This is a genomic window from Streptomyces sp. NPDC101178 (assembly GCF_044767965.1).
Classification (GTDB): domain Bacteria; phylum Actinomycetota; class Actinomycetes; order Streptomycetales; family Streptomycetaceae; genus Streptomyces.
The window spans coordinates 110,042-134,386 of the sequence record NZ_JBIWOZ010000015.1 but is presented as its reverse complement, the minus strand read 5'-3'; the positions used below and the strand labels follow the sequence as shown (position 1 = coordinate 134,386).

The window sequence follows — 24,345 nt, the reverse complement described above, 5'->3', positions numbered from 1 at the left end:
AAGACCTCTCCTGCCGACGGGTCAGCGGGCGAAGTAGTCCGGCTGCGTCTGCACGTTGAGCCCGTCCAGCTTGACCTTGGCCGCCGGATCGGTGCGCTTGTCCGTCAGCTTCAGCACGTCGAAGCCCTTGGCGATGTCGCTGGAGTAGATGTGACCGTTGTAGTAGTACGCCGACCAGGGCCCGGCCGTGGTGACCTGGTCGAGCGTGACCGGGCCGCGCTCGAAGAACGCGATCTCCTTCGGCTTGTCCGAGTTGGTGAAGTCCCAGACGGAGATGCCGCCCTGGTACCAGGCCTGGACCATCAGGTCCTTGCCCTTGACCGGGATGATCGAGCCGTTGTGGGCGACGCAGACCTCGACGTCGGCCTGGTGGCGGTCGATCTTGAAGTAGCTGCGGAAGACCAGCTTGCGCTGGTCGCCCTTGCCCACGATGTCGTAGATGCCGTCGGCACCGCGCTTCGGCCCGATCTGCTCGTTGCAGGTGGCCGCGCCACCGCCGCCGAGCTCGTCGGTGAAGACCACCTTGTTCGCACCCTGGTTGAAGGTGGCCGAGTGCCAGAACGCGAAGTTCACGTTGTCCTGGACCCGGTCGATGATCTTCGGGCGCTCCGGGTCCTTGATGGAGAACAGGATGCCGTCACCCATGCAGGCACCGGCGGCCAGGTCCTTGGAGGGCAGGACCGTGATGTCGTGGCAGCCCGATGTCTTGGTGACGCCCGGGTTGGTGGGCGCTCCCGGGTTGCCGCCGTCCGGGAAGAGCACCGGGAAGTTCACGATCTTGGCCTTCTGCGGCTTGTCGACCGGAACCTTGATGATGGAGATGCCGTCGTGCGGCGGCTGGCAGTCGGGGAACGCCTCGTTGGGCGAGTAGGAGGAGACGTAGATGTAGATGTTCTTCTTGCCGTCCGGCACCAGGGTGTGGGTGTGCGAACCGCAGGCGGTCTCGACGGCCGCGATGTACCGGGGGTGGCGCTTGTTGCTGATGTCGAAGATCTTCATGCCCTCCCAGGAGGACTTCTCCGTGGCGGGCTGGGTGGTGCTGGAGCACGAGTCGTCGCTGCGCGAGGAGTCGGTGGACAGGAACAGCAGGTTCCCGGAGACCGAGATGTCGTTCTGCGAGCCGGGGCAGAGGACCTCGGAGACCGTCTTCGGCTTCTTCGGGTTGCTGATGTCGTAGATGACGAAACCGTCGTAGTTGCCGACGTACGCGTACTTGCCCTGGAACGCGAGGTCCGTGTTGAGCCCCTTCAGGGCGCCCTTCGGGACGTTCGTCAGATGCTTGATGTTGGAGCTGTGGACGATCTCGTCCACGCCGGGTATCTCTCCACCGCGGATGGCGGCGCGGGCTTCGGCCTGCTGACTGGTGGTCACGGAGCCGCGTTCGGCCGGAGCGTCGCCCGGGTCGGGCGTCGCCGCCGCGGGTGCGGCCGTCAGCAGCGCGGCGAAGAGCCCGGCCGCGGCTGCCGCCACGCCCAGGCGTCTGCGCCGCACGTGGGTGGTGTGCAACGAGATCACTGTGTCCTCCCTTGTATCCGTTCGTGGTTCGAACGGTTCTCGGACCCCGGCAGTATCGTCCCTCACATGTACACATCAACAGATGGCAACAGAGACGTAATGAAGTTTTTGATCTTTGCCCCCGTGCGGGCGTGCTAGGAACGGTCTGCAACACCCCCGTGTGACACAGGAGGTCGCCGTGTTGATCCACCGCCAGTCCGCCCGTCCGCGCGCAACCGTCCTCGCGGCGGCGGTGGTTGCCGCCGTCCTCGTCCTGGGCGGCTGCGACGGCGACGGCGGCGATTCGAAACCGGCCGCAGCCAAGGAGACCGGTCCCGGCGTGGTGGCCCCCGGCAGGCCGGGTGAGCCCAACCGGACACTCACCGCCGAGGAGGCGGCGAAGGAGGTGAGCCGGGACACCGCGAACTCCGCCGACTTCCGCTACGCGCAGATGATGATCGAACACCACGCCCAGGCCCTGGTGATGACCGAGCTGGCCCCGGACCGCGCCTCGGCCACGACCGTGAAGAACCTCGCCGAGCGCATATCGGCGGGCCAGAAGCCGGAGATCGGCGCGATGGAAGGGTGGCTGAAGAAGAACGGCGGCGAGGACCGCGCACAGCACCACGGCCACGACCACGCCGGGATGCCCGGTATGGCGACCGAGGCACAGCTGAAGGAGCTGCGCGCGGCGAAGGGCAAGGCCTTCGACACGCTCTTCCTGGAGCTGATGATCACCCACCACCAGGGAGCGATCACCATGGCGACGGAGGCGCTCACCGAGGGGAACGACGTGTTCGTCGAGGAGATGGCGAGCGACGTCGTCGCCCAGCAGACCGTGGAGATCAACCGGATGCGGGCGCTGATGACGTGAGGACCGCGGCGTCCCGCACACGGCCGTGGGACAGCCCGTGTCCCGGCCGTCGGTGCGATGCTGGAAGCACCCTCCGGGAAGAGGTGCGCCGTGCTCCGAGTCGCCGTCGTCGGTTCCGGCCCGAGCGGGGTCTACACCGCCCAGGCCCTGCTGAACCAGTCGCTCGTGCCCGATGTCCGCGTCCATGTCCTGGACCGGCTGCCGACCCCGTACGGCCTGGTGCGGTACGGGGTCGCTCCCGACCACGAGAAGATCAAGTCGCTCCAGAACAGCCTGCGGGCCGTCTTGGAGGACGAGCGGGTCACCTTCGTCGGCCATGTGCAGATCGGCGGCGCGGACGGCGTCCCTCCGGCCCGGCTGGCGGAGCTGTACCACGCGGTCGTCTACTGCGTCGGAGCCGCCGCCGACCGGCCGCTGGCGGTGCCGGGCGAGGATCTGCCGGGGAGCTTCTCGGCCACCCGGTTCGTCTCCTGGTACAGCGCACATCCGGACATCGCCCCCGACGACTTCGCGCTCCGGGCCCGCTCGGCCGTGGTGATCGGCGTCGGCAACGTGGCGGTCGACGTGGCCAGGATCCTGGCGCGCGGCGCCGACGAACTGCGCGCCACCGATGTGCCGAGGGCCGCGCTCGGCGCGCTCGCCGGCAGCCGGGTGCGCGAAGTGCTCATCGCGGGCCGGCGCGGCCCCTCCCAGGCCCGCTTCACCACCAAGGAGCTACGGGAGCTGGGAGCGCTGCCCGGCGCCCGGATCGTCGTCGACCCGGCGGACCTGGCCCTGGACCCGGCGTACGCGGCCCCGGACGGGCTGCCCCTGCCCGCGGTCGTACGGCGCAACCTGGACGTGCTGCGCGGCTGGGCGGCGGGTGGTGAGCGTGCGGGACCGGTGCCTGGGGAACCTGCGGGGCCGGTGCCTGGGGAATCCGGCGTGGCCGATGTCGTACGCCGGATCCGGCTGCGGTTCTTCCTGCGGCCGGTCGAACTGCTGGAGCGCGGCGGGCGGGTCGCCAGGGTGCGGTTCGCGCGTACGGCTCCGGACGGTGCCGGGGGTGTGCGGGACACCGGTACGTACGAGGACGTCGAGGCCCAGCTCGTGCTGCGGGCGGTCGGCTACCGGGGCGTGGAGCTGCCCGGTCTGCCGTTCGACCCGGTGCGCGGGACGGTGCCGCACGCGGCGGGGCGGGTCCTGCGGGACGGAGCGCCCTCGCCCGGGGCGTACGTGGCGGGGTGGATCAAGCGCGGGCCGACCGGGGTGATCGGCTCGAACCGGTCCTGCGCCAAGGAGACCGTGGCCTCGCTGATCGAGGACGCACCGCTGCTCGCCCTGCGGCCCGCCGCCGACGATCCGGTGGCGGTACTGCGGGCCTGGGGGCAGCAGCCGGTCACGTGGGACGGCTGGCTGTCGATCGAGCGCGCGGAGGCGGCCCTGGGGCGTTCGCTGGGAAGGGGGCCGGTGAAGATCCCGGACTGGCAGGGGCTGCTGGCGGCGGCGCGGGACGAGGAGGGGTGAAACCCTCCTGCGCCATCCCGGGCCCGGCGGCATGAGCCGCCCGGGATCTCCCGGGTCGGAAGCGTGAGCCTTCCAGTCACTGGCGGGTCGCCACCACCAGACGGGCGCGCGGGGCGCCGTCGGGCCGCCGGCCCAGGTCGTTCAGGGCCATCAGCCGCACGGTGAACCCGGCGTCGGTGAGGTCGTCGAGCACGTCGGAGAGCCGGAACGTGCGGTAGTACATGATGAACTTCGGCCGCCACAGGGCGTTCCGTACCCGCATCGCCGCGTCGAAGCCGAGGAACGACCAGTAGGCGCGCGACCCCACGGCCGGCGGAGCCCCGATCGGGAAGACGAACCGGCCGCCCGGCCGGAGCGACCCGTACACCTCGGCGAAGAGCCCGAAGCGGTCGGCGGGCAGGAAATGGCCGAACGCGCCGATGCTCAGGGCCAGATCGAAAGCCGGGGCGAACGGGAGGGCCAAGGCGTCGGCCCTTACCCAGTCGACCGGCGGTCCGCCGTCCATCGGTGGGAGCGCCGCACGGGCCTCGGCGAGCATGCCCGCGCTGAAGTCGACCCCGGCCACCCGCTCCCGGCACACCCGCCGCAGCACGCCCACGCCCGCGCCGGTCCCGCAGCAGACGTCGAGGCCGGTGCCGAAGGGGCCCAGCGGCTCCAGCGCGCGGGTGACGCTGTCGAGGACGCGGTCCGGGGTCCGGTAGGGCGTGTGGTCGAACTTCGGGGCGAGGAGGTCGTAGCCGCGCTCGGTCGACGAGAGCGCCTGGACGGCGAGTTCGCGGAGGGTCGGGCCCTGGTTGGTGAACATCGCGGCCAGCCTAGCGAGATCACCGGCGGGCCGGGACCGGAGTCGCCGCTCCCGGCGGCATCGCGGCAGGTGCGGAAGGCTCAGCGGGTGCCGGGCAGCCGGCGCCTGAGTGTGATCGCGGCGTTGACGTCGTAACTCTGGGTCCAGGCGCGGCCGGTGGGCGCCTTCCAGGTGATGTGGGCCGTGGAGCCGTCGGTCCGTACGCCGTCCACGGTCATGGCCCTCGCCCCGTCCCGTACGTCCCCGCGGCGCAGCTCGCCCGCCACCACGACGACAGGCTCCTCGCCGGGTGCGTTCTCCGTCTCCTCGGCCGCCCGGACCAGCGCGGCGGCCAGCTCCCGGGCGGCGGCCGGAGTGCACGACCAGCGCAGCTCACCCGCCGGAGGCGACAGCGCTACGGAGACACGGGGGTCGGGTCCGGCCCCGCCCGGGGTCACCGCCACCGGCACGTCGTGACCGTCGGCGTCCGTGATCCCGCTGCCCATCGCCTGCTCCTCGTGCCCGGTCCGGTGGTGCGTGCCGCTGTGGTGTGTGCCGCTGTGGTGTGTGCCGCTGTGGTGTGTGCTTCTCCAGCATCTCAGCTGCACCGAAGACCGCTGACCAGGGGAATTCGGTTGTGTCGGCGGGCGGGCCGCCCATAGCTTCACCCCCTGTGAACCCTCTGCTGCGTACCGACCGCCTACAGCTCACCCCGTACACGCCCGCCGACGAGGAGGAATTCGTCGCCCTGTTCCAGGACACCTCGGTCTCCCGGTGGATGGGCGACGGGCCGTCCACGGAGGAGGAGGACCGGGCGCTCTTCGGCCGGATCTTCACCAAGGTCTACGCCGAGAACCGTTTCGAGGTCTGGGCGGTCAAGGCCGACGGCCGGCTCGTCGGCCATGCCGAGATCAAGCCGACCGAGGCCTCCGGCGGCCACGAGATCATCTACGCGCTGGCCCCCTCCGCCTGGGGCCGTGGTCTCGGTACGGAGCTGGCGCTCGCTCTCGTCGCGCACGGCTCCGACACCCTCGGGCTGACGGAGGTGCACGCGACCGTGGCAGCGGAGAACGCCGCATCGCTGGCCGTGCTGGGCCGGATCGGCTTCGTCCACGTACGGGACATCCAGGAGGACGACGGCAGCACCACCCGGCTGCTCACCCGCACCCGCGTCTCCGTCCCCGCCGCCGCTCAGGCCCGGTAGACGTCCAAGCGCCCGCCGCTCAGACCTGGTAGACGTCCAGCCGGCCGCACATGCCGAACCTCCCGCGTTCCACCGGTCGTTGCTCCCGCACCCGGGCCCCGGCCAGCTGGCCCCACTCGCCGCGCTCCAGCGCGTCGATCTGGGCGGCGGTCGCGGCGGCGGCCAGGACCGCTCCCCGCTCCCAGCGGGCGCGCCACTCCGCGGCCTGGGACCGGACGAGCGTGGCGGCGGCCCGGTGGAAGGCGGCAAGGGGCTCCGGATCGCCCGCCTCCGCCGCCTCGCACAGGCCGAGGAACCCTTCGACGGCGAGGTCCCTCCGGCTGCGCGCGGCCCGCTCCTGCGCCGCCTCCGTACCCTCCGGTGGCAGGGCGGCCGCCGCGCGGTAGGCGTCCGGGTCGGCGAGGAGGGCGGGCGGCAGAGTGAGGACGGCGTCACCGGCCTCCGGCAGCCCGCTGTTCTGCATGAGGACGACGACGCGCAACCCGTCCTCGTTGACCAGCCGGTGGATGGTGCCCGGCGTGAACCAGACGAGCGCTCCGGGCGCCAGCGGCGTCTGCCGGAAACCGGTGGCGGTGAGGGTCTGTACGGAGCCGCTGCCACCGACCACCACGTACCCCTCGGAGCAGGTCAGGTGCAGGTGCGGGGTGCCGCCGCGCTGGCCGTCGGCGGCGGGCCAGTCGTAGACGGTGAGGTGGGAGACGGCGACGGCGCCGGGCAGTCCTTCGAAGGTCACCACGGGTGCTCCAAGGTCGGGACGCAAGGTGTCGGGGCGCGACAGAAGACCGTAAGCGCTTTCTACGGCAGGAGAACGCTAGAGCCGCCGCCGGACGACGGTCAAGGGAGCGTGCGGGCGCCGGGACGCGCCGGGTCGGTCGGCGGCCGCGCCGGGCGCGTGCGCGAGCCGCTGTCAGTGGTCGGGTGCAGACTGGCTGACATCCGGCACAACGGCGTTTCGGGAGGTCTCGACCATGACCGACGTACTCCTCACCGTGGGCACCCGCAAAGGTCTCTTCATCGGCCGCAGGCACGAGGGGAACTGGAAGATCGAGGGGCCGCACTTCAACGCGCAGGCGATCTATTCGGTGGCCATCGACACCCGCGGGGCCACGCCCCGGCTGCTGGCGGGCGGCGACAGCGCGCACTGGGGGCCGTCCGTCTTCCACTCCGACGACCTGGGCGAGAGCTGGGTCGAGCCGCAGCGGCCTGCGGTGAAGTTCCCCGAGTTCACCGGGGCCTCGCTGGAGCGGGTCTGGCAGTTGCAGCCGGCCGGGCCGGAGGCACCGGACGTGGTCTACGCGGGCACCGAGCCCGCCGCGCTGTTCCGCTCCGAGGACCGGGGCGAGTCCTTCGAGCTGGTCCGCCCGCTCTGGGAGCACCCGACGCGGTCGAAGTGGGAGCCGGGCGGCGGCGGGGAGGGGCTGCACACCGTCCTCACCGACCGGCGGGACCCGCGTGCGGTGACGGTCGCGGTGTCGACGGCGGGCGTGTTCCGGACGAAGGACGGCGGGGAGAGCTGGGAGCCGGCGAACAAGGGAGTCTCGGCGGTCTTCCTGCCGGATCCGGACCCGGAGTTCGGCCAGTGCGTCCACAAGGTCACCCGGGACGCGGCCGACCCGGACCGGCTCTACCTCCAGAACCACTGGGGCGTCTTCCGCAGCGACGACGGCGGCGACAGCTGGAGCGACATCGGCGCGGGCCTGCCGTCCGACTTCGGCTTCGCCGCAGTGGCGCACCCGCACCGCGGCGACACGGCATATGTCTTCCCGATCAACGCCGACGCCGACCGGGTCCCGGCGGAGCACCGCTGCCGGGTCTTCCGGACGCGCGACGCCGGGCACACCTGGGAGCCGCTCACGGTGGGCCTGCCGGGCGGGGAGCACTACGGCACGGTGCTGCGCGACGCGCTCTGTACGGACGACGCGGACCCGGCCGGGATCTACTTCGGCAATCGCAACGGCGAGTTGTACGCGAGCGCGGACGACGGCGACAGCTGGCAGCTGCTCGCCTCGCATCTGCCGGACGTGCTCTGTGTGAGGGCGGTGGCCATCGGCTGAGCGGCCGGGCGGGGACGACGGCTCCGGTCCGCACGGCTCCGGTCCGACGGCAGTTGATCGGAGTGGTCGTATCACCAGTAGAGTGCGGCGCGTGGCAGCACGACCGTTGAAAGAAGTCATGGAGCCGGGGTGGGCCGATGCCCTCGAACCCGTCGCTGAACGCATCGCCGCTATGGGCGACTTCCTCCGCGCGGAGATCGCCGCAGGACGTACGTACCTGCCCTCAGGGGCCAACGTACTGCGGGCGTTCCAGCAGCCGTTCGAGGAGGTGCGGGTCCTCGTCGTCGGCCAGGATCCGTATCCGACCCCCGGGCACGCGATCGGGCTGAGCTTCGCCGTGGCGCCCGATGTCCGGCCGCTGCCGGGCAGCCTGGAGAACATCTTCCGGGAGCTGCACGCGGACCTCGGCCTGCCCCGCCCGTCGAACGGGGATCTCACACCGTGGACCCGGCAGGGGGTGCTGCTGCTGAACAGGGCGCTGACCACCGCGCCGCGGCGGCCCGCCGCGCACCGGGGCAAGGGCTGGGAAGAGGTGACCGAGCAGGCGATCAAGGCGCTGGTGGCCCGGGGCACACCGCTGGTGTCGGTCCTGTGGGGGCGCGACGCCCGCAATCTCCGTCCGCAGCTGGGTGACTTCCCGGCGATCGAGTCCTCGCACCCCTCGCCGATGTCGGCCGACCGCGGGTTCTTCGGCTCGCGGCCGTTCAGCCGCGTCAACGAGCTGCTGGAGCGCCAGGGAGCGCAGCCGGTCGACTGGCGCCTGCCGTGACGGACGGCCCGCCCTCTGCGGCCACCTCCGAGGCGTACGTCCTCGGGGTCGACTCCGGCGGGTCGGGGCTGCGGGTCGCGCTGGGCCGGGTGGACGTGGACGGGCCGCTGTTCACGGCCGTCTGCGCCGAGCCGGTGCGGACGATGGCCGGAGGGATCGACGCGGCCCATCTGCTGGAGCAACTGCTGCCCGCGGCGGCGGCATTGCTGGAGCGGGCCGGTGGTGAGCGACCGGGCGAGGGCCCGGCGGTGATCGGCTCGCTGGCGATCGGGGCCGCCGGAATGGCCACGCTCGGCGGACGGTTGCGGGCGGAGCTGCCCGGCGCGCTCGCGGCGGCGCTGGGAGTCCGCCGGATGGCGCTGGCCGCCGACGCGGTGACGGCGTACGCGGGCGCGGTGGGACAGCGTCCCGGGGCGGTCGTCGCGGGTGGCACGGGCCTGATCTCGCTCGGTACGGACCTCACGGCGTGGCGGCGGGCCGACGGCTGGGGTCATCTTCTGGGTGACAGCGGCGGCGGCGCGTGGATCGGCCGGGCGGGGCTCGAAGCGGCGATGCGCGCCCACGACGGCCGGCGCGGCGGTTCCGCCGCGCTGCTGGCCCGGCTGCACGCCGTGTTCGGTCCCGCCGAGGGGCTGCCCGGACTGCTCTATCCGCGCTCCGACCGCCCGGCCGTGCTCGCCTCTTTCGCCCCGGAGGTGGCGGCGTGCGCCGGAGCGGACGAGGTCGCGGCGGGCATTCTGCGGGAGGCGGGCATCCGCATCGCCGAAGCGGCGGCGGCCGTCTGTCCGGCGGCCGGCGCCGAGGCCGACGGCGGTTGCGAAGTAGCCCTGACCGGTGGGCTGTTCCGGATAGGCGAGCCACTGATCGGGCCGGTGCGCGAGGAGTTGGCGCGGCTGGTTCCGTCGGCGCGGGTGACCACAGGGACGGGCGATCCGCTGACCGGCGCACTCCGGATCGCGCGCGCTCTGGCCCGGGACGGTCTGCGGCTGCCGCACCACCCGACGATGCTGTTCGTGGAGGCCGGAGGCGAGCCTTCCGGGAGCGTGGGAGCGGCGGTACGGGACGGGGAACCCTGACCCGGTCCCGTACCGGCGGACGGGGTGGCGAGCGGGGCGGCGGACAGGCCGACAGACAGGGACACTTCACCGGTACGCCACTCATCGGACATAAGCGGATAGTTAACGCTCGACCGGACCCTCCCCGAACAGAGGGGCAGCCAAAACCAGTAGCATGCGGCGCCATGAGCACCCCCACTGGGCCCGCTTCCGGCCTGCCTGTACGAATGCCGCGACCTCGCCAGTCCGGACGGCACCGCCGCCCGGAGCCCGTGGTCGCACCTGAGGGCGCTGCCGCGCTCGTTCTCGCCGTTCCCGGTACCCCCTCCTCGGCCTCGCGCGCTCTGGCCGAAGAGGTGATCAGCATCGCCCGTTCCGAGCTGCCCGGCCTCAACGCCCGGATCGGCTATCTCGACGGGGACGACGCCGAGTACCCGTCCCTCGCCACCGTTCTCACCCACTCCGCCGCCGAGCGCGTGCAGCGCTACGAGCAGGCCGTCGCCGTCGGCCGGGAGGTTGCCGAGCCCACCGGTCCTGCCTCCGTCGTGGTCCCGCTGCTCGCGGGCCCCGACGCCGCGCTGATCCGGCGGATACGGCAGGCCGCGATGGACAGCGGTACGCAGGTGGAGCTGACCGACGTGCTCGGTCCGCACCCGCTGCTCGCCGAGGCCCTCCACGTACGGCTGTCGGAGGCCGGACTGGCGCGGGCCGACCGGGCGAGGCTCTTCACCGTCGCCACCGCCGCCGACGGCATCGTGCTGGCCACGGTGGGCGGCGAGGAGGCCGTACAGGCCGCCGGGATCACCGGCATGCTGCTGGCCGCCCGGCTCGCCGTGCCGGTGATGGCCGCCGCGCTGGACGTGGACGGTTCGGTCGCCTCGATCGCGCAGCAGCTCCAGGGCTCCGGCTCGGCGCAGCTCGCGCTGGCGCCGTACCTGGTGGGCCCGGAGGTCGACCCCGGTCTGCTGGACGCCGCCGCCAAGGAGGCGGGCTGCGCGACCGCCGAGCCGCTGGGCGCCTACCCGGCGATCGGCAAGCTCGTGCTGTCGCTGTACGCCACGGCGCTGGGCATCACGCCCGCGACCCCGCAGGGCGCCCAGGCGCACTGACGCGGGCCCACGGAGGCGGTAGCGGCGTACGGAGGCCGCGGCCCGGAACGGAGGATTCCCCGTTCCGGACCGCGGCTTCCGCGCGTTGGCGGGTACGGCCCCCGATACGTCTCCGCTCAGCCGAGGACGACGCAGGAGACCGCGGGGACCTCCACCGAGCCCGCGTGCTGCGGGACGCCCGTCCCGGCGTCCACGGCGAACCAGCTGACGTTCCCGGAGTGCTCGTTGGCCGCGTACAGCCACTGGCCGCTCGGGTCGAGGGTGAGGTCGCGGGGCCAGCGGCCGCCGCAGCCGACCGTGGCCACCAGGGCGGCCTTCTCGCCGGTCTCGTCGAGGGTGAGGACCGAGATGCTGTCGTGGCCCCGGGTGGCGGTCCACAGGAAGCGCCCGTCGTACGCGACGACCACCTCGGAGGGATAGGCCCGCACGGAGCCGCCGGGATCACCCTCGGGCAGCACCGGAACCTCCCCCAGCGGCTCCATCCGGCCCGCCTCCGCGTCCCACCGGCAGACGGTGAGGGCCGGTACCAGCTCGTTCAGCACGTAGGCGTAGCGGCCCGAGGGATGGAACGCCAGGTGGCGCGGGCCGGTGCCCGGGCGCAGGGCGGTCTCGCCGTGCGGTTCCAGCGCGCCGGTGGCGGGGTCCAGGGCGTTGACGCGTACGGAGTCGGTGCCGAGGTCCACGCTGACCACCCAGCGGCCGGAGGGGTCGGGCAGCACCTGGTGGGCGTGCGGGCCCTCCTGGCGTTCGCTGTCGGGGCCGCCGCCCTCGTGCCGGACGACCGAGGCGACCTCGCCGAGCGTTCCGTCGGCGAGGACGGGCAGGGCGGTGACGCTGCCGGATCCGTAGTTCGCGGTGAGCAGGTGGCCCGCGGCGAGCGCGAGGTGGGTGGGGCCGTCCGCCAGGACCGGGCGTACGGGTCCCAGGAGGGCCGGTACGTCCCCGCTGACGTCGAAGGCGGCGGTGGCGCCCGGGGCGGACTCGCCGACCGCGTACAGGACCTCTCCGCCCGGCCCGAGCGCGAGGAACGAGGGGTCCGGCACGGCGTCGGAGGAGCCGAGCACGGTCAGCGCCCCGGTGTTCCGGTCCACCTCCGCGACGGTGACGCCGAGGCCGCCCGCCGAGGTGAACGACCCCATGAATGCCCGCCCGGTGCTGCTGCCGCCCATCGCACTACCCCAATCCCGCGTCGCCGTGATCTTCCGGCCGACGGTAGCAGGCAGTCCGCCTCAGGTCTGGACCAATCGGCAAGGCGGTCACCGAGGACTCAGGCGGCGATCGGGGCCCGGGGCGAGCTGTGCAGCGGTGTGGCGAGGTCGGCCAGCGCCCGCTCCAGGCCGTGCAGGTGGGCCAGGGCCGGGTGGTCCACGGCGGCTCCCGGCTGTACGCCCGCGCGCACGGCTCCCCGCTCCTCCCGGCTCTCCTGGCGCAGCAGCTCCTCCACCGCCTCCTCCACCCGGGAGCAGGCGGCCGAGAGCCGGGCGTCGTGCGAGGCGGCCGGGTCCGCGGCGATGGAGGCCAGGCCGCGCACCTCCCGTACGCAGTCGTCGAGCAGGGCCAGCACCTGGCGTGCCCGCGTCCTACGGGCCTTCAGCGGGCTCAGCGGGTGCACCAGCGGGGCGAGCGAGAGCCGGACCCGGCCGAGCAGCACCTCCAGCTCGGCGACCCGGGGTCCGGGGTCGGCGGTGTGCGAGCCGGCCAGGCGCTCGGCGGCCTCGGCCGCGCAGGCGTGGACGCACCGCAGGGCCTTGCGGATCCACGCGTCGGTGACGGCGTGGGTCGTCACGGGCAGGATCACCAGCACGGCGAGCACCGCGCCGAGCGCGCCGACGGCGGTCTCGGCCACCCGCAGCCAGAGCAGGGAGGCGTCCAGGACGCCCAGGACGCCGTAGAGCACGCCGACCATGACGGTCACGAAGAACATCATCCAGCTGTAGGAGACCGCCGCCGTGTAGAAGATGCCGAAGACGCTCACCGCGACGATGGCGGCGGTCGGCGCACCGGCGCCGTCGAGCGGGATGGCGACGAAGAAGCCGGCGGCGATGCCGATCACGGTCCCCAGCACCCGGCGGAAGCCGCGCACGAGGGTCTCGCCGCGTGAAGCGGTGTTGACGAACACCCACCAGGTGGCGCCGACCGCCCAGTACCAGCGCTGGTCGGAGAGGACCTGGCCGAGGCCCAGCGCGAAGGCGCCGCCCACGGTGGCCTGGACCGCCTGCCGGGTGGTGACGCGGGCCAGCCCGCGCCCCTCCGATGCGGTGGGCACGGCCACGGCGGGCAGCCGCCGCTCGTAGCACCAGAGGCCGAAGCGGACGGTGGAGGAGGCGGCGACGGACAGCAGGACCGCGGCGTACAGCTCGGGCAGCTGCTGCGGCACCGTGTGCAGGAACTGGGCGGCGAAGAAGGTCATGAACGCGAAGACACCGAGCGAGTGCCCCCGCGGTCCCCAGCGCCGCGCGTAGACACCCGCGCCCATGACCGCGAGGAAGACGAGGTCGCGGGCGACGGGCTGGTCGTGCAGGACGGCGGCGACGGCGAGGACCGGGAGCCCGGCGACCGGGAGCAGTGCGGTGGTGACGGCCTGCTGCCGCACCGTGGCGTCGGTGACCGTGAAGAGGGCGAGCAGCGCGGCGAGGCCACCGGTGATGGCGGCGGTGAGCGAGTGCCCGACGAGTCCGCACAGCGCGACCGCGAGCGCGATCCCGAGGACGGCCCGGCTCGCGAACCGCAGCCGGACCCGGCCCGGGTCCGGCGCCACGAACACCCGCTTCAGCACACTGCTCCCCTTCCGCGTCCCCCGGGGTACCGGTGGGTTCCGCGCGCTCGGCATGAAAAAGGCGCCGCGGAAGTCCGCAGCGCCATCGACATGAGTATCAGAGCATCCTGAGGTTCCATGGATCAAACGAGGCCGAATGCAGTGGTCCAATGGCATAGTTCTTGACCGGATCAGTGGGCCAAAGGGATGCCAACGGACCACTCGGACCAGAAGGAGGCCGACGGACCATGGCCGTGGACGCTCTCGACACCCGGATCCTGCGCCTGCTGATCGAGCAGCCGCGTACCAGCGTGCGGGAGTACGCGCGCATCCTCGGAGTGGCCCGCGGCACCCTGCAAGCCAGGCTCGACCGGCTGGAGCGGGACGGGGTCATCACCGGCTCCGGACCGACTCTCTCCCCCGCCGCCCTCGGCCACCCCGTCCTCGCCTTCGTCCATCTGGAGGTCACGCAGGGGCACCTGGTGGAGGTCGGCGACGCGCTGGCGGCCGTGCCCGAGATCATCGAGGCGTTCTCGACCACCGGCGGCGGCGATCTGCTGACCCGGGTGGTGGCGCGGGACAACGGGCATCTGGAGGACGTGATCCAGCGGCTGATCCAGCTGCCGGGTGTGGTCCGGACGCGGACGGACGTGGCGCTGCGCGAGCGGGTGGCGCACCGGGTGCTGCCGCTGGTCGAATCCGTGGGGCGGACGGCGGGCGGCCGGACCGGCACGTGAGGCAACCCGGCGCGTCGGCTGCGGCATGCTGGAGGCCATGACCTCGCGATCCGGCCTCCATGTGATCTTCGACCTCGACGGCACGCTGGTGGACAGCGAACCGAACTACTACGAGGCGGGGCGCCGGCTGCTCGCCCGGTACGGGGTGCACGACTTCGGCTGGGAGGACCACACCCGCTTCATCGGGATCGGCACCCGCGAGACCCTCACCGCCCTGCGCTCCGAGTACGGGATCGACGCCCCGGTCGACGAACTGCTCGCCGGGAAGAACGCGCTGTACCTGGAGCTGGCCGGGGCCGGTACCGAGGTGTTCGGGCAGATGCGGGTCCTCGTGGAGCGCCTGCACGCCGCAGGGGTGCCGATGGCGGTGGCCTCCGGCTCGTCCCGGGCCGCGATCGCGGCGGTGCTCGCGGTAACGGGGCTCGACGCCTCCATCCCGCTGTACGTCTCCGCCGAGGAGGTCGCGCACGGGAAGCCGGAGCCGGATGTGTTCCTGGAGGCGGCCCGGCGGCTGGGGGCGGAGCCGGCGCGGTGTGTGGTGCTGGAGGACGCTCCGCCCGGGGCCGCGGCCGCGCACGCCGCCGGGATGCGGTGCATCGCGATTCCCTATGTGCCCGCGACCGCCTCCGACCCGGCGTTCGAGGGAGCGGATCTGCTGTTCGCGGCGGGCCCGCCGGCTTTCACGGCGGATGCCGCGTACGACTGGCTGCTCGGCGGGGCCGGACCGGGGAGCGGATCCTGAAGGTGCCGGGCCGTCAGCCGGGCCTCGGCACAGGGCCGTCGGCCACCGGCGGCTCCGCGGACCGATATCCTGATCATGTCGTTCACTCCGCCGTGCAGCGCCCTTTTGGGGGCAGGCCGCCGCGCGATGGACCGGCAGTCGGAGCGGGCCACGATTCGAGTTAGGTGAACAGGTGCTGGTAGCTGGTCGGTACCGGTTGATATCCCCCATCGGCCGTGGCGGCATGGGCGAGGTGTGGCGCGCGGCGGACGAGGTGCTGGGCCGCGCCGTGGCCGTGAAGCTGCTGCTGGGGGACCAGGCGGACGCCTCGTCGACCGCCCGGTTCCGGCTGGAGGCCCAGACCGCCGCCCGCCTCAGCCACCCGCACCTGGTGGCCGTCTTCGACTTCGGGGCCTGGGAGGACCGGTTCTTCCTGGTGATGGAGCTGGTCGAGGGGCAGAGCCTCGGTGATCTGCTGGCCGCCCAGGAACGGGTCCACCCCGAGCAGGTCGCGCGGATCGCCGGTGAGGCGGCGGCCGGTCTCGCCGCCGCGCACCGCCAGGGCATCGTCCACCGGGACATCAAGCCGGGCAACCTGATGCTGGACGCGGACGGTTCGGTGAAGATCGGCGACTTCGGCATCGCCCAGTTCGTCGACGACCCGTCGACCGCGCTGACGACGGCCGGTCACATTGTGGGCACCAGCCTCTATCTGGCGCCCGAGCGGGCTCTGGGACGTACGGCGGACTCCGCGTCCGACATGTACTCGCTGGGCTGCGTCGTCTACCAACTGCTGCTCGGGCAGCCGCCGTTCAAGTCCGACACGGCGACCGCCACGCTGTACCAGCATGTCGACACGCCGCCGGTCCCGCTACGGCAGCGCGGCGTCGACATCTCGGCCGCCTTCGACGCGTACCTCCTCGGCCTGCTGGCCAAGAAGCCCGAGGAGCGGCCCACCGCGCAGCAGGTCTCCGACTGGTTCCGTACCGACGCCTGGCGCGGCCGCCCGGAGGCCCTGCCGAAGCCCGCCTCCCGCCGCGCCGCCCCCGCCCCTTCGCCGTCCGCACCGGCGGCGCCCGCGGGCCCGTCGACGTACCGACTGCCGCAGCCCACCGGCCGAAGACGCTCCACCACGTCCCGCTCCACCACGGTCAGGTCCGCCGCCTCCCGGTCCGCGCCGGCCCGTCGCCGCAGTACGCGGGAGGCGATCCGGCGGCGGCCGAGGGTGGCGAGCGCCATCGCGGGTACGGCGACCTTCCTGGCGGCCGTCTACCTCGGGATGATCCTGTTCTCCCCGGACTCCAGCTCGGCCGACACCCCCGGCCCCTCCCCCTCCGGACCGGCCTCGCAGGAGGTCCAGGACGGCGGACAGCAGCCGGAGCGGGGGCAGGGGCAGCAGCGGGAAGAGGACGACGAGCAGGACGACTGAGTCCCGCCCGCCCCTCAGCCAGCTACCAGCGGTCGTGGACCGCCGGGCGGATGGACCGGTCGTACAGCTCCCGTACGGCGTCCAGCGTGGCCTGCGGCAGCGGCGGCAGAGCGGCGGCCGCCGCATTGGCGCGGGCCTGTTCCACCGAGCGTGCGCCGGGGATCACGCTGGTCACGCCGGGCTGCTGGATGATCCAGCGCAGCGCGGTCTGCGCCGGAGTGGCGCCCTCGGGAGCCAGTTCGGCGAACTCGGCGGCGGCCGCGATCCCGGTCGCGAAATCGATGCCGGAGAACGTCTCGCCCTGGTCGAACGCCTCGCCGTGCCGGTTGTACGTGCGGTGGTCGTCGGGGCCGAAGACCGTGTCCTTGGTGTATTTGCCGGAGAGCAGCCCGGAGGCGAGCGGGACCCGCGCGATGATGCCGACGCCCGCGGCGGCGGCCGCCGGAAGGACCTCGTCCAGGGGCTTGAGGCGGAACGGGTTGAGGATGATCTGCACGCTCGCGACGCCCGGCCGGGCGATGGCGGCCAGCGCCTCGGCGCAGGTCTCCACGCTCACCGCGTAGGCGGCGATCCGCTGCTCGTCGACCAGGGTGTCCAGGGCGTCGTAGACGGCGTCGGAGGAGTAGACGGCGGTGGGCGGGCAGTGCAGTTGTACGAGGTCGAGCGTGTCGACGCCGAGGTTGGCGCGGGATCGGTCGTTCCAGGTACGGAAGTTGTCCAGGACGTAGTTCTCCGGGAGCTGGTCGGCGCGCCGGCCCATCTTGGTGGCGACGAAGACGTCCGCGTCCGGGCGGTTCTTGAGGTAGCGGCCGATGAGCTGCTCGCTGCGGCCGTCTCCGTACACGTCCGCGGTGTCGAAGAAGGTGACGCCGGAGTCGACGGCCGCGTCGAGGACGTCGAAGGCGTCGCTCTCCCCGACCTCTCCCCAGTCGCCTCCGAGCTGCCAGGTGCCCTGTCCGACGACCGAGACGTCACGGCCGGTCCTGCCGAGTGTGCGCTGTTCCATAAGGATCATGTTATTCCGCTTCTCCCGCGAAGAGTGGTGGGCGGCGGCAGGAGCACCTCTGCCGCCGTCCACCGTCCGTGGGCCGCCCTCGGCCGGGCAGGGGTCAGGCCGAGCGGGGTGGGGGCCGGCGCCTGTGCGTGGAGGACCCCGCGTACAGGCACCGGGGCTGCTGGTTCACCGCGGCCGGCGGGCCGCGTCTCTCGTCCGTGCGGACCGCCGGCGGCAATCCGGCGGTCAGTCGCTGGTGGTCACGCGGACGTGGTCGACGACGAGCTGCGACGGGAAGGGCGTGGAGCCGTCGGGGTCACCGGGCCAGAAGCCGCCGACCGCGAGGTTGAGGATGAGGAAGAAGGGCTTGTTGAACACCCACTCCTTGCCGCCGAGGTCGGCGGGGGTGCGCCGCTGGAAGACGTTGCCGTCGACGGACCAGGTGATGGAGTCGGGTGCCCAGTCGACGGCGAAGGTGTGGAAGTCGTCGGCGAAGGCCTCACCGTTCGGCAGCGTGTAGCCGGCGCCGATGCCCTCGGCGCCGGAGTAGCCCGGTCCGTGCAGGGTGCCGTGGACGGTGCCGGGTTCGAAGCCGACGTTCTCCATCACGTCGATCTCGCCGCTCTGCGGCCAGCCGACGTTGCCGAAGTCGTCGCCCAGCATCCAGAACGCGGGCCACATGCCCTGGCCGCGCGGGACCTTGACCCGGGCCTCGACGTGCCCGTAGGCGGCGGCGAACTTGCCGGCCGTGTTCAGCCGGGCGGAGGTGTACTCGCAGGTGCCGTACCAGCACTGGTAGTTGCCGGGGTTCTCCTTGCGGGCGGTGATCACCAGGTTGCCCTGGCCGTCGAGGGCGGCGTTGCTGTTGCCGCCGGTGTAGTACTGGCGCTCGTGGTTGTTGACGTTGTCGCCGGTCTCCAGCTGCCACTTCGAGCCGTCGACCGCCGAGCCGGCCGGCCCGTCGAAGGTGTCCTCGAAGGTGACGGCGGCCGGGCCGGGCGCGGCGGCGGATCCGGGCGCCGCGGAGGCCCCGCCGGGCAGGGTGGCGAGGAGGGCGGAGCAGCAGAGCAGGGAGGCCGCGTAGAGGGCGGTGCGGCGGCGCCGGGAGCGGGCGGGCACGGCTTTGTGCGGGTGGCGCAAGGTCATCACATCGCTTCGTGGGGGGACATGTGCATGACAGATCGACACCGAGAGGTGAACGGTTGGGGCGAACACCTCGGGCGCATATTTCACTTCTTGATTTAAGGGAGTGCCGCAGGAGCCGTCAATAACCTGGTCCAGACCGAAGGGCGAACGGACTATTCCTTTGGCATATGCATCTGAACGCGGCAGGCCCCGCCGTGCGGTTCCCTCCGGGCAGCGGCAGAGTGGAGACACCGACCCGGCGGCGCGGCCGAGCCGCACCGGACAGCGCCGCGGCACCGGGCGGTCCGGGCGGAGGGAGCACGGCATGCGGGACAACGGCGTACCGGGACCCCGTTTCGACGGCGTGCCACGGCCTCACTTCGTCGTGCAGATCCATGACGCGCGACGCCTGCACTTCGACTTCCGCCTGGAGGTCGACGGCGTACTCAAGTCCTGGGCGGTTCCGCGCGGCCCGTCGGAGAACCCGAGCGACCGCCGCCTCGCCGTGGAGACGGAGGACCACCCGCTGGAGTACCGCGAGTTCGAGGGGGTCATTCCGCGGGGCGAGTCCGGCAGCGGCACGGTCATCGTCTGGGACCAGGGCACCTACGAGCCGCTCGGCCACGACGGAGAGGGCGACGCGGTCCCCTTCGCGGAGTCGCTCGCTCTCGGCCATGCCACGTTCTGGCTCCACGGGTCCAAACTGCACGGCGAGTTCGCGCTGACCCGCTTCCGGGTGGGCGACGAGCCGGAGAGCGGCGGCCGGGAGGCGTGGCTGCTGATCAAGGCCAACGACCGCCTCGCCGTGCGCGACCGGCCGGGCTCGCCGGATCCGTACCACGCCAGATCGGCGCGTACGGGACGGACGCTGCACCAGGTGGCGGTGGCGGCGGCACGGGGCGAGGGGGGCTGAGGGCGAAGTCGTACGTCTTCGCTGTCTACGCTCCCGGGTCGGCGTCGGGGTCCGCCAGCCGGGCCAGGAGGTCCGCGTAGAGCGGGCGCCGGTCGGGCCGGGCATGCGACACGGCCCGGCGCAGTACGGGGAGAGCCGCCGGGCCGAAGCCGGTGACCGCCTCCCGCGCGGCGGTGCGGACCACCGGTTTCGGATGGCCGAGGAGCCGGACCAGCTCCGGCAGCGCGGGCTCCCACCCCGCGCGGCCGAGCGTCCGCGCCGCCATGCGCACCACGTCCGGGAGCGGGTCGGAGAGCAGGATCACCGTCGACCGGGCGTGGTCGGCCCGGTCCAGGAGGGCGCGCGAGGCCCGGTGGGCGTGCAGGCGCACGCCGGCTCGCGGGTGGCGCAGCAGCTCCTCGATCACCGCGTGCAGCGCCGGGTCCGATGCGCCGCCGGGCGCCGGTGTGCGTTCCTCGACGAGGCGACCGAGGGCGCGGCGGATCTGCTCGGGCGCGCCCGTGCGGGCCAGGTCGAGCAGGTCCGGCAGGGCCGGGCGGTGGACCGCCGGGGCGGCCGGAGCGGGGGCGCGCAGGGCGTTCAGCGCGGCGGTGTCCTCCGCCTCGGCGTCCGGCCCGCGCAGGGGTCCGGCCACGAGGACGAGGCGGTCGGCCAGGGCGTCACGGCCCTCGTCGCGCAACCGCCGCCGCACGAGGTCGAGTTCGGGCGTACGCAGCAGGGGGCGGCCCGCCAGCAGGTCCAGGAGGCCGTGGTCGCCCGCCTCGACGCGCGGGCCGAGCACCTGCGCCAAGGCATCGGCGGGCACCCGGTCCAGCACCTCACGGGCGGCCGCGTGCACGGCGGGCGGACCGTGCTGCCACCGGTCCAGCAGCATCGGGACGAGCGGCGGCAGGTCCCACGGCCGCAGCCGCCCCGCGCACCGCAACGCCCGCTCCGGCAGCACCTCTTCGGCGCACAGCTCCACCGCATCCAGGCCCGCCGGCGTACGAGCAAGGCGGTCGACAGCGGCGTCGGGAGCCCCTTCGACGCGGCCGCGCAGATACGCACGGACCACGGCCAGCGCCACCTCCGGCTCCGGCCGGCCGGCCAGGACCCGGGCGGCGGCGTTCCGGCGGTCCGGATCGTCTGCCTCCAGCATGGCCAGAAGCAGTTCCTGCCGGGCGGACGAGTGCGGCTGGTCCGGTTCGTCGAGCCGAACGGGCGGAGTTGATTCCGTGCGGATCTCGGCGACCGTCCATGGCGGTGCGCCGAGGGGCTGGAGTGCGGTCATCCAGTCGAGGACCGGACCGCGTACGTCGGGCCCGGCGGCCGGGTAGGCCTCGATGAGCGCGTGCAGCAACTGCCGGGAGCGGGGTACGCCGGTGGCACCCCGGAAAACACCGTCGACGCCGCTCCGCCGGAACTCCGCCAGCGCACCGGACGTCCGCACGGCCTCCCGCAACACCTCGCGCCCGCCGGCCGGCACCCCGGCCGCCGCCTCCGGTACGCCGAAGGCCTCGCGCAGCACGTCCGGCGCGGTCCGCCAGGGGTCGGGGCCGAGGTGGGCGGCGGCGAGCGCCCGGTCGACGTCGGCCCGGACCAGTACCGCCCCGCACCGCCGGAGCAGGGAGAGCGTCAGGGCCGGAGAGACGGAGGGCACGTGCCGGAGCGCACGCAGTCGCTCCACGACGGTGAAGCGCTGCACGGCGGACAGCGCGGGCTCGACCGCGTCCACCGCGTCGAGCAGCTCCACCGCGCACTCCTCGGGTCCTCCGCCGCCCACGGCCTCCTCGAACGCCTCGGCCACCGTCCCCGCGTACCGCCCGAGGACCGCCACCTCTTCGGTCGTCCACGGGGCCGGGCACAGCCGCAGCGCGCACCACAGCAGGCGGAGGCGGAGACGCACCGGCGCGGTACTGTCCGCCAGGGCCAACCAGCGGCCCAACTGGGTGCGCAGTTCGGGGCGTTCGCGAGCCAAGGCGGGATCCGGCGGTACGGCTCGGTGCGCGATCCGCAAGGCGGAGACGGGGTCCCAGCCGCCGCGCAGCAGGTCCGACACCTCCGGATCGGCCACGACCGTTCGCCCGCAGTCATCTTGACGAACTGTCAGCAGGCCCATCGCCGCCAGCGGTTCCGTCAGATCCTGGACGGAACCCGAGGAGAGGCGGACCCCGCCGTCGGCGACAAGCGCCAACAGAGCGGGCGCGACCGGTGAGTTCTGCGCGTACAGGGCGAGCACCGAACGCGCCGAGGGTACGCCGTCGAGACCCGCCAGCAGGAGCCTGCGGGCCCGCTCGTCCCGGCTCTCCTCGGCGGCGGCGAGGAGCGTGGCCGCGTACGCCTCGCCCAGAACGGCCCGCAGCGCCCGCGTCAGAGCGTCCCGCAGGCCGGGGTTGTCGTCGCTGCCGAGCCGCCGCAGGAGGTGCGGCACGGCGGCGGGTGAGCCCGCGCGGACCAGGGTCTCGGCGGCGGTCTTCCGGATGTTCATGTTCGGATGGCCGAGACAGGCGGCCACCGCCTCGGCCGACCGGTCGGCCCGCGCCGCCCCGAGTGCCCGGAGTGCCTGCCGTACGGTCCGGATGTCCGGCGACGCGGTGAGCGGGAGCAGCGTCGCGGACAGGGCCCGCGCGTCGTTGCCCGAGGTGTCGTGGGCGAGCAGGGCGATGACGTGCTTGCGTACGTGCGGATCGCGGCTGCGCAGCAGGCGGTGCACCCGGGGCCGGGTGTGCGGGGCGGCGGGGATCCGGAGCAACGCCTTGAGCAGTACGGCCTGCTCGGCACCGGTCGTGCCGGGCCGGTCCACCAGGTCGAGCACCGTGGCGGCGAGGAGCGCGTGGCCGGCCGCGGAGGCGTCCTCGGCGTCCAGCAGGCAGACGGGCCGTATCCGGCATCGTGCGTGGAGGCGGCGGCCGAGGGCTTGGACGGCGGCCAGGACGGCGTCGGGGAGTTCGGGCTCTCCGGGCGGGCGTGAGGTGTGGGGGCGCAGTCCCTCTTCACGTGATCGGCGGCGCCGCTCCTGGGCCGAGGGCGGCTGCTCGGACGCGCCGAGGTCGCCTGCGACGCGGAGGAGGAGGTCGGCGACGAGGGGCAGGGTCGCCGTGCCGGCGTGTTCTGCGGTGCGGAGCAGCGCTGCCACGGGGTCGGCCTCGTCCGGGCGGGAGCGGAGGACGGCGAGTTCCCGCTCGTCGGGCGCGCCGAGGTCGGCCGCGATGCGGGGCGGCAGGTCGGCGGGGTCGAGCCGGGCGAGGAGGCGGCGGCGCCGGGCGGGCTCGGTCGTGAGGTGCCACAGGAGCTCCAGCGCCGGGCCGCGTACGGCACGGAGGACGGGCGCGATCCCCGCGTGGTCCCGCACCGCCCACGGGGCGTACCGGGCCACGTCGTCCCCGTACTCCCCGACGCCCAGCCCCCGGGCGAGCGCCGCCTCCGTACGGGCGCCGCCGATCGCCTCCAGCGCGGCCAGCGCCTCGACGGGGGCCGTGGGCAGCGCGGCCAGTACCGCTTCCTCGGCGGCCGTGGGACGCAGGACCCGGATCGCGCCGAGGATGGCGCGCGGGGCGGCAACGACCGGCAGGAGCCGGGCCACGGCCTCGCCCACCGGGATGTCGGCCGCGCCCTGCCCGGCCAGGGCGACCAGGAGGTCCAGGCGGCGTGGCCAGTCGGATGCGGTGGGCGGTGCGTCGAGCAGGGCCTCGAAGAACGCCCGGCGGCAGGTGTGGAGGACGGTGGCGACGTCCTCGGCCGGAATCGTGTGGTCGGCCAGGGCCAGACCGAGGACGGGTCCGACGTCCGGCACCGTCGGGAAGTGGCCCCGCCGGTGCAGACCGCCCAGGCAGGCCAGTACGGGTCCGGCGAAGAGCAGCGGATCGGCGGCGGCCTGCTTGAGGAGGCGGCCGATGTCGGTGCGTTCCGCGAGGCCGCCGAGGAGTTCGACGGCCTGGCGACGCGGGGCGGGGTCGGCCGTCACGTCACCGGCGATGTCCAGGAGCAGGTCGCGGTGGCCGTGCCGAGCGGCTGTGGTGAGGAGCGCAGACGCGTACGGCTTCCCCGCAGCCGGGGCGTACCGGCCCCACGCCTCCACCAGCCCACGCACCACGGCCGATTCCAGCGGCACCACCACCGCCCACGGCTCGGCCAGTTCGAGCAGCGCGGCCCTCACCACGCCCGTGTCCGGGGCGTCGAGCAGCCGGACCAGCAGCCCGCGCACGGAGGCAGGCGCGAGGAGGCCGGCATGCAGTCCCGCGCGCGCCAGACGCAGCGCCTCGTCCTGGAGCACCGGATCCGTGGTGGCGGCCAGTTCGGCGACGAGCCGCTCGGGTCGGTGCGCGTCCAGGACGGCGATGGAGCGCACGGCCTGGTAGAGGGGCTCTCCGGCCGGTTCGGTACGGGCGACGGCGGGATCGGCGAGCAGCTCCGCCCGCAGCCAGGCGGTCCGCACCGGGGCGGGCCACTCACCCGTACGCCGGTCGGGCAGCGGCCGATGGCCGCGCCGCAGCCGCCCGTGGAGCTCCGCGAGGACGAGGGACTCCTCCGGCGTGGTCCCCGCGCCATCGGGCAACAGACGCGCCAGCAGTGCCTGTTGATCCGTTCCGGCGGCGTACGGAGGGCTCGTGCGCTCGGCGAGAAGAGCGAGGCCGAGATGGCGTACGCGGGGGTCGCGGTGGCGGACCAGCCGGCCGAGCAGCTCCGGGGAGCAGCTCCGGGCGTCGAGGTGCCGGGCGAGAAGACCGGCGTCGGCGCGGACGAGAGCGGCCTCGATCGGCTCCTGCGGAGGTGTGGTCACCCGGGGATCGTAGACACCCGCCCGCACGGCGAACCGCCGGGCCCGGCATGGTCCGAACGAGAG

Annotated in this window: 20 protein-coding genes; 11 read left to right on the top strand and 9 right to left on the bottom strand. The window is 73.6% G+C overall.

The window, feature by feature from the left end; all coding sequences use genetic code 11:
• Positions 1 to 21: 21 nt before the first annotated feature.
• A complete protein-coding gene (locus ACIRR8_RS31385; RefSeq protein ID WP_404071211.1) occupies positions 22 to 1,515 on the bottom strand; it encodes an LVIVD repeat-containing protein in 1,494 nt (497 codons plus the stop codon).
• Positions 1,516 to 1,675: 160 nt separating this feature from the next.
• On the opposite strand from ACIRR8_RS31385, the gene ACIRR8_RS31380 reads away from it, so the two are divergent.
• Positions 1,676 to 2,368, top strand: coding sequence for a DUF305 domain-containing protein (locus tag ACIRR8_RS31380; protein ID WP_404071209.1), 693 nt, complete (start codon positions 1,676 to 1,678; stop codon positions 2,366 to 2,368).
• A gap of 90 nt (positions 2,369 to 2,458) precedes the next feature.
• Complete coding sequence (locus ACIRR8_RS31375) at positions 2,459 to 3,874, top strand: FAD-dependent oxidoreductase (RefSeq protein ID WP_404071207.1); 1,416 nt, start codon at positions 2,459 to 2,461, stop codon at positions 3,872 to 3,874.
• A gap of 76 nt (positions 3,875 to 3,950) precedes the next feature.
• Here the strand turns inward: ACIRR8_RS31375 and ACIRR8_RS31370 are convergent, their stop codons facing one another.
• Entirely contained in the window at positions 3,951 to 4,679 is a 729-nt protein-coding gene (locus ACIRR8_RS31370; RefSeq protein ID WP_404071205.1) for a class I SAM-dependent methyltransferase, read from the bottom strand.
• Positions 4,680 to 4,759: 80 nt separating this feature from the next.
• Complete coding sequence (locus tag ACIRR8_RS31365) at positions 4,760 to 5,164, bottom strand: hypothetical protein (protein ID WP_404071203.1); 405 nt, start codon at positions 5,162 to 5,164, stop codon at positions 4,760 to 4,762.
• A gap of 167 nt (positions 5,165 to 5,331) precedes the next feature.
• On the opposite strand from ACIRR8_RS31365, the gene ACIRR8_RS31360 reads away from it, so the two are divergent.
• Positions 5,332 to 5,862, top strand: coding sequence for a GNAT family N-acetyltransferase (locus ACIRR8_RS31360; RefSeq protein WP_404071201.1), 531 nt, complete (start codon positions 5,332 to 5,334; stop codon positions 5,860 to 5,862).
• A 19-nt stretch (positions 5,863 to 5,881) separates the two neighbouring features.
• On the opposite strand, the gene ACIRR8_RS31355 is transcribed toward ACIRR8_RS31360, so the two are convergent.
• Positions 5,882 to 6,598 carry a cupin domain-containing protein gene (locus ACIRR8_RS31355; protein WP_404071199.1) on the bottom strand — a complete coding sequence of 239 codons (717 nt, stop codon included), beginning with the start codon at positions 6,596 to 6,598 and terminating at the stop codon, positions 5,882 to 5,884.
• A gap of 232 nt (positions 6,599 to 6,830) precedes the next feature.
• Here ACIRR8_RS31355 and ACIRR8_RS31350 point away from each other — a divergent pair, with 232 nt between their 5' ends.
• From ACIRR8_RS31350 to ACIRR8_RS31335, 4 genes are all read left to right on the top strand, one after another.
• On the top strand, positions 6,831 to 7,916 hold the full coding sequence (locus ACIRR8_RS31350; protein WP_404071197.1) for a WD40/YVTN/BNR-like repeat-containing protein: 1,086 nt from the start codon (positions 6,831 to 6,833) through the stop codon (positions 7,914 to 7,916).
• 91 nt (positions 7,917 to 8,007) lie between these two features.
• The gene (locus ACIRR8_RS31345; RefSeq protein ID WP_404071196.1) at positions 8,008 to 8,685 is read left to right on the top strand and encodes a uracil-DNA glycosylase; all 678 of its coding nucleotides are present in this window, start codon (positions 8,008 to 8,010) and stop codon (positions 8,683 to 8,685) included.
• Positions 8,682 to 9,761, top strand: a complete 1,080-nt coding sequence (locus ACIRR8_RS31340) for an N-acetylglucosamine kinase (RefSeq protein ID WP_404071194.1) — start codon at positions 8,682 to 8,684, stop codon at positions 9,759 to 9,761. Before ACIRR8_RS31345 ends, ACIRR8_RS31340 begins: the two co-directional genes overlap by 4 nt.
• Positions 9,762 to 9,925: 164 nt before the next feature.
• Positions 9,926 to 10,849 carry a sirohydrochlorin chelatase gene (locus ACIRR8_RS31335; RefSeq protein WP_404071192.1) on the top strand — a complete coding sequence of 308 codons (924 nt, stop codon included), beginning with the start codon at positions 9,926 to 9,928 and terminating at the stop codon, positions 10,847 to 10,849.
• Between the two features lie 116 nt (positions 10,850 to 10,965).
• Here the strand turns inward: ACIRR8_RS31335 and ACIRR8_RS31330 are convergent, their stop codons facing one another.
• Both ACIRR8_RS31330 and ACIRR8_RS31325 read right to left on the bottom strand, forming a co-directional pair.
• Positions 10,966 to 12,018: a lactonase family protein gene (locus ACIRR8_RS31330; protein WP_404071190.1), complete on the bottom strand. Its 1,053-nt coding sequence runs from the start codon at positions 12,016 to 12,018 to the stop codon at positions 10,966 to 10,968.
• 98 nt (positions 12,019 to 12,116) lie between these two features.
• A complete protein-coding gene (locus ACIRR8_RS31325) occupies positions 12,117 to 13,625 on the bottom strand; it encodes an FUSC family protein (protein WP_404071188.1) in 1,509 nt (502 codons plus the stop codon).
• A 227-nt stretch (positions 13,626 to 13,852) separates the two neighbouring features.
• Here ACIRR8_RS31325 and ACIRR8_RS31320 point away from each other — a divergent pair, with 227 nt between their 5' ends.
• From ACIRR8_RS31320 to ACIRR8_RS31310, 3 genes are all read left to right on the top strand, one after another.
• Positions 13,853 to 14,341, top strand: a complete 489-nt coding sequence (locus tag ACIRR8_RS31320) for an Lrp/AsnC family transcriptional regulator (RefSeq protein ID WP_404071187.1) — start codon at positions 13,853 to 13,855, stop codon at positions 14,339 to 14,341.
• Positions 14,342 to 14,366: 25 nt separating this feature from the next.
• Positions 14,367 to 15,083, top strand: a complete 717-nt coding sequence (locus ACIRR8_RS31315) for an HAD family hydrolase (RefSeq protein ID WP_404071185.1) — start codon at positions 14,367 to 14,369, stop codon at positions 15,081 to 15,083.
• A gap of 223 nt (positions 15,084 to 15,306) precedes the next feature.
• Positions 15,307 to 16,491, top strand: a complete 1,185-nt coding sequence (locus tag ACIRR8_RS31310; protein WP_404071240.1) for a serine/threonine-protein kinase — start codon at positions 15,307 to 15,309, stop codon at positions 16,489 to 16,491.
• A gap of 22 nt (positions 16,492 to 16,513) precedes the next feature.
• Here ACIRR8_RS31310 and ACIRR8_RS31305 read toward each other — a convergent pair whose 3' ends face one another.
• Positions 16,514 to 17,506, bottom strand: a complete 993-nt coding sequence (locus tag ACIRR8_RS31305) for an aldo/keto reductase (RefSeq protein ID WP_404071184.1) — start codon at positions 17,504 to 17,506, stop codon at positions 16,514 to 16,516.
• 225 nt (positions 17,507 to 17,731) lie between these two features.
• On the bottom strand, positions 17,732 to 18,631 hold the full coding sequence (locus ACIRR8_RS31300; RefSeq protein WP_404071182.1) for a family 16 glycosylhydrolase: 900 nt from the start codon (positions 18,629 to 18,631) through the stop codon (positions 17,732 to 17,734).
• 304 nt (positions 18,632 to 18,935) lie between these two features.
• Here ACIRR8_RS31300 and ACIRR8_RS31295 point away from each other — a divergent pair, with 304 nt between their 5' ends.
• Positions 18,936 to 19,523, top strand: coding sequence for a DNA polymerase ligase N-terminal domain-containing protein (locus tag ACIRR8_RS31295; RefSeq protein WP_404071181.1), 588 nt, complete (start codon positions 18,936 to 18,938; stop codon positions 19,521 to 19,523).
• 25 nt (positions 19,524 to 19,548) lie between these two features.
• On the opposite strand, the gene ACIRR8_RS31290 is transcribed toward ACIRR8_RS31295, so the two are convergent.
• Positions 19,549 to 24,282, bottom strand: a complete 4,734-nt coding sequence (locus ACIRR8_RS31290) for a HEAT repeat domain-containing protein (protein ID WP_404071179.1) — start codon at positions 24,280 to 24,282, stop codon at positions 19,549 to 19,551.
• Between the last annotated feature and the right edge of the window lie 63 nt (positions 24,283 to 24,345).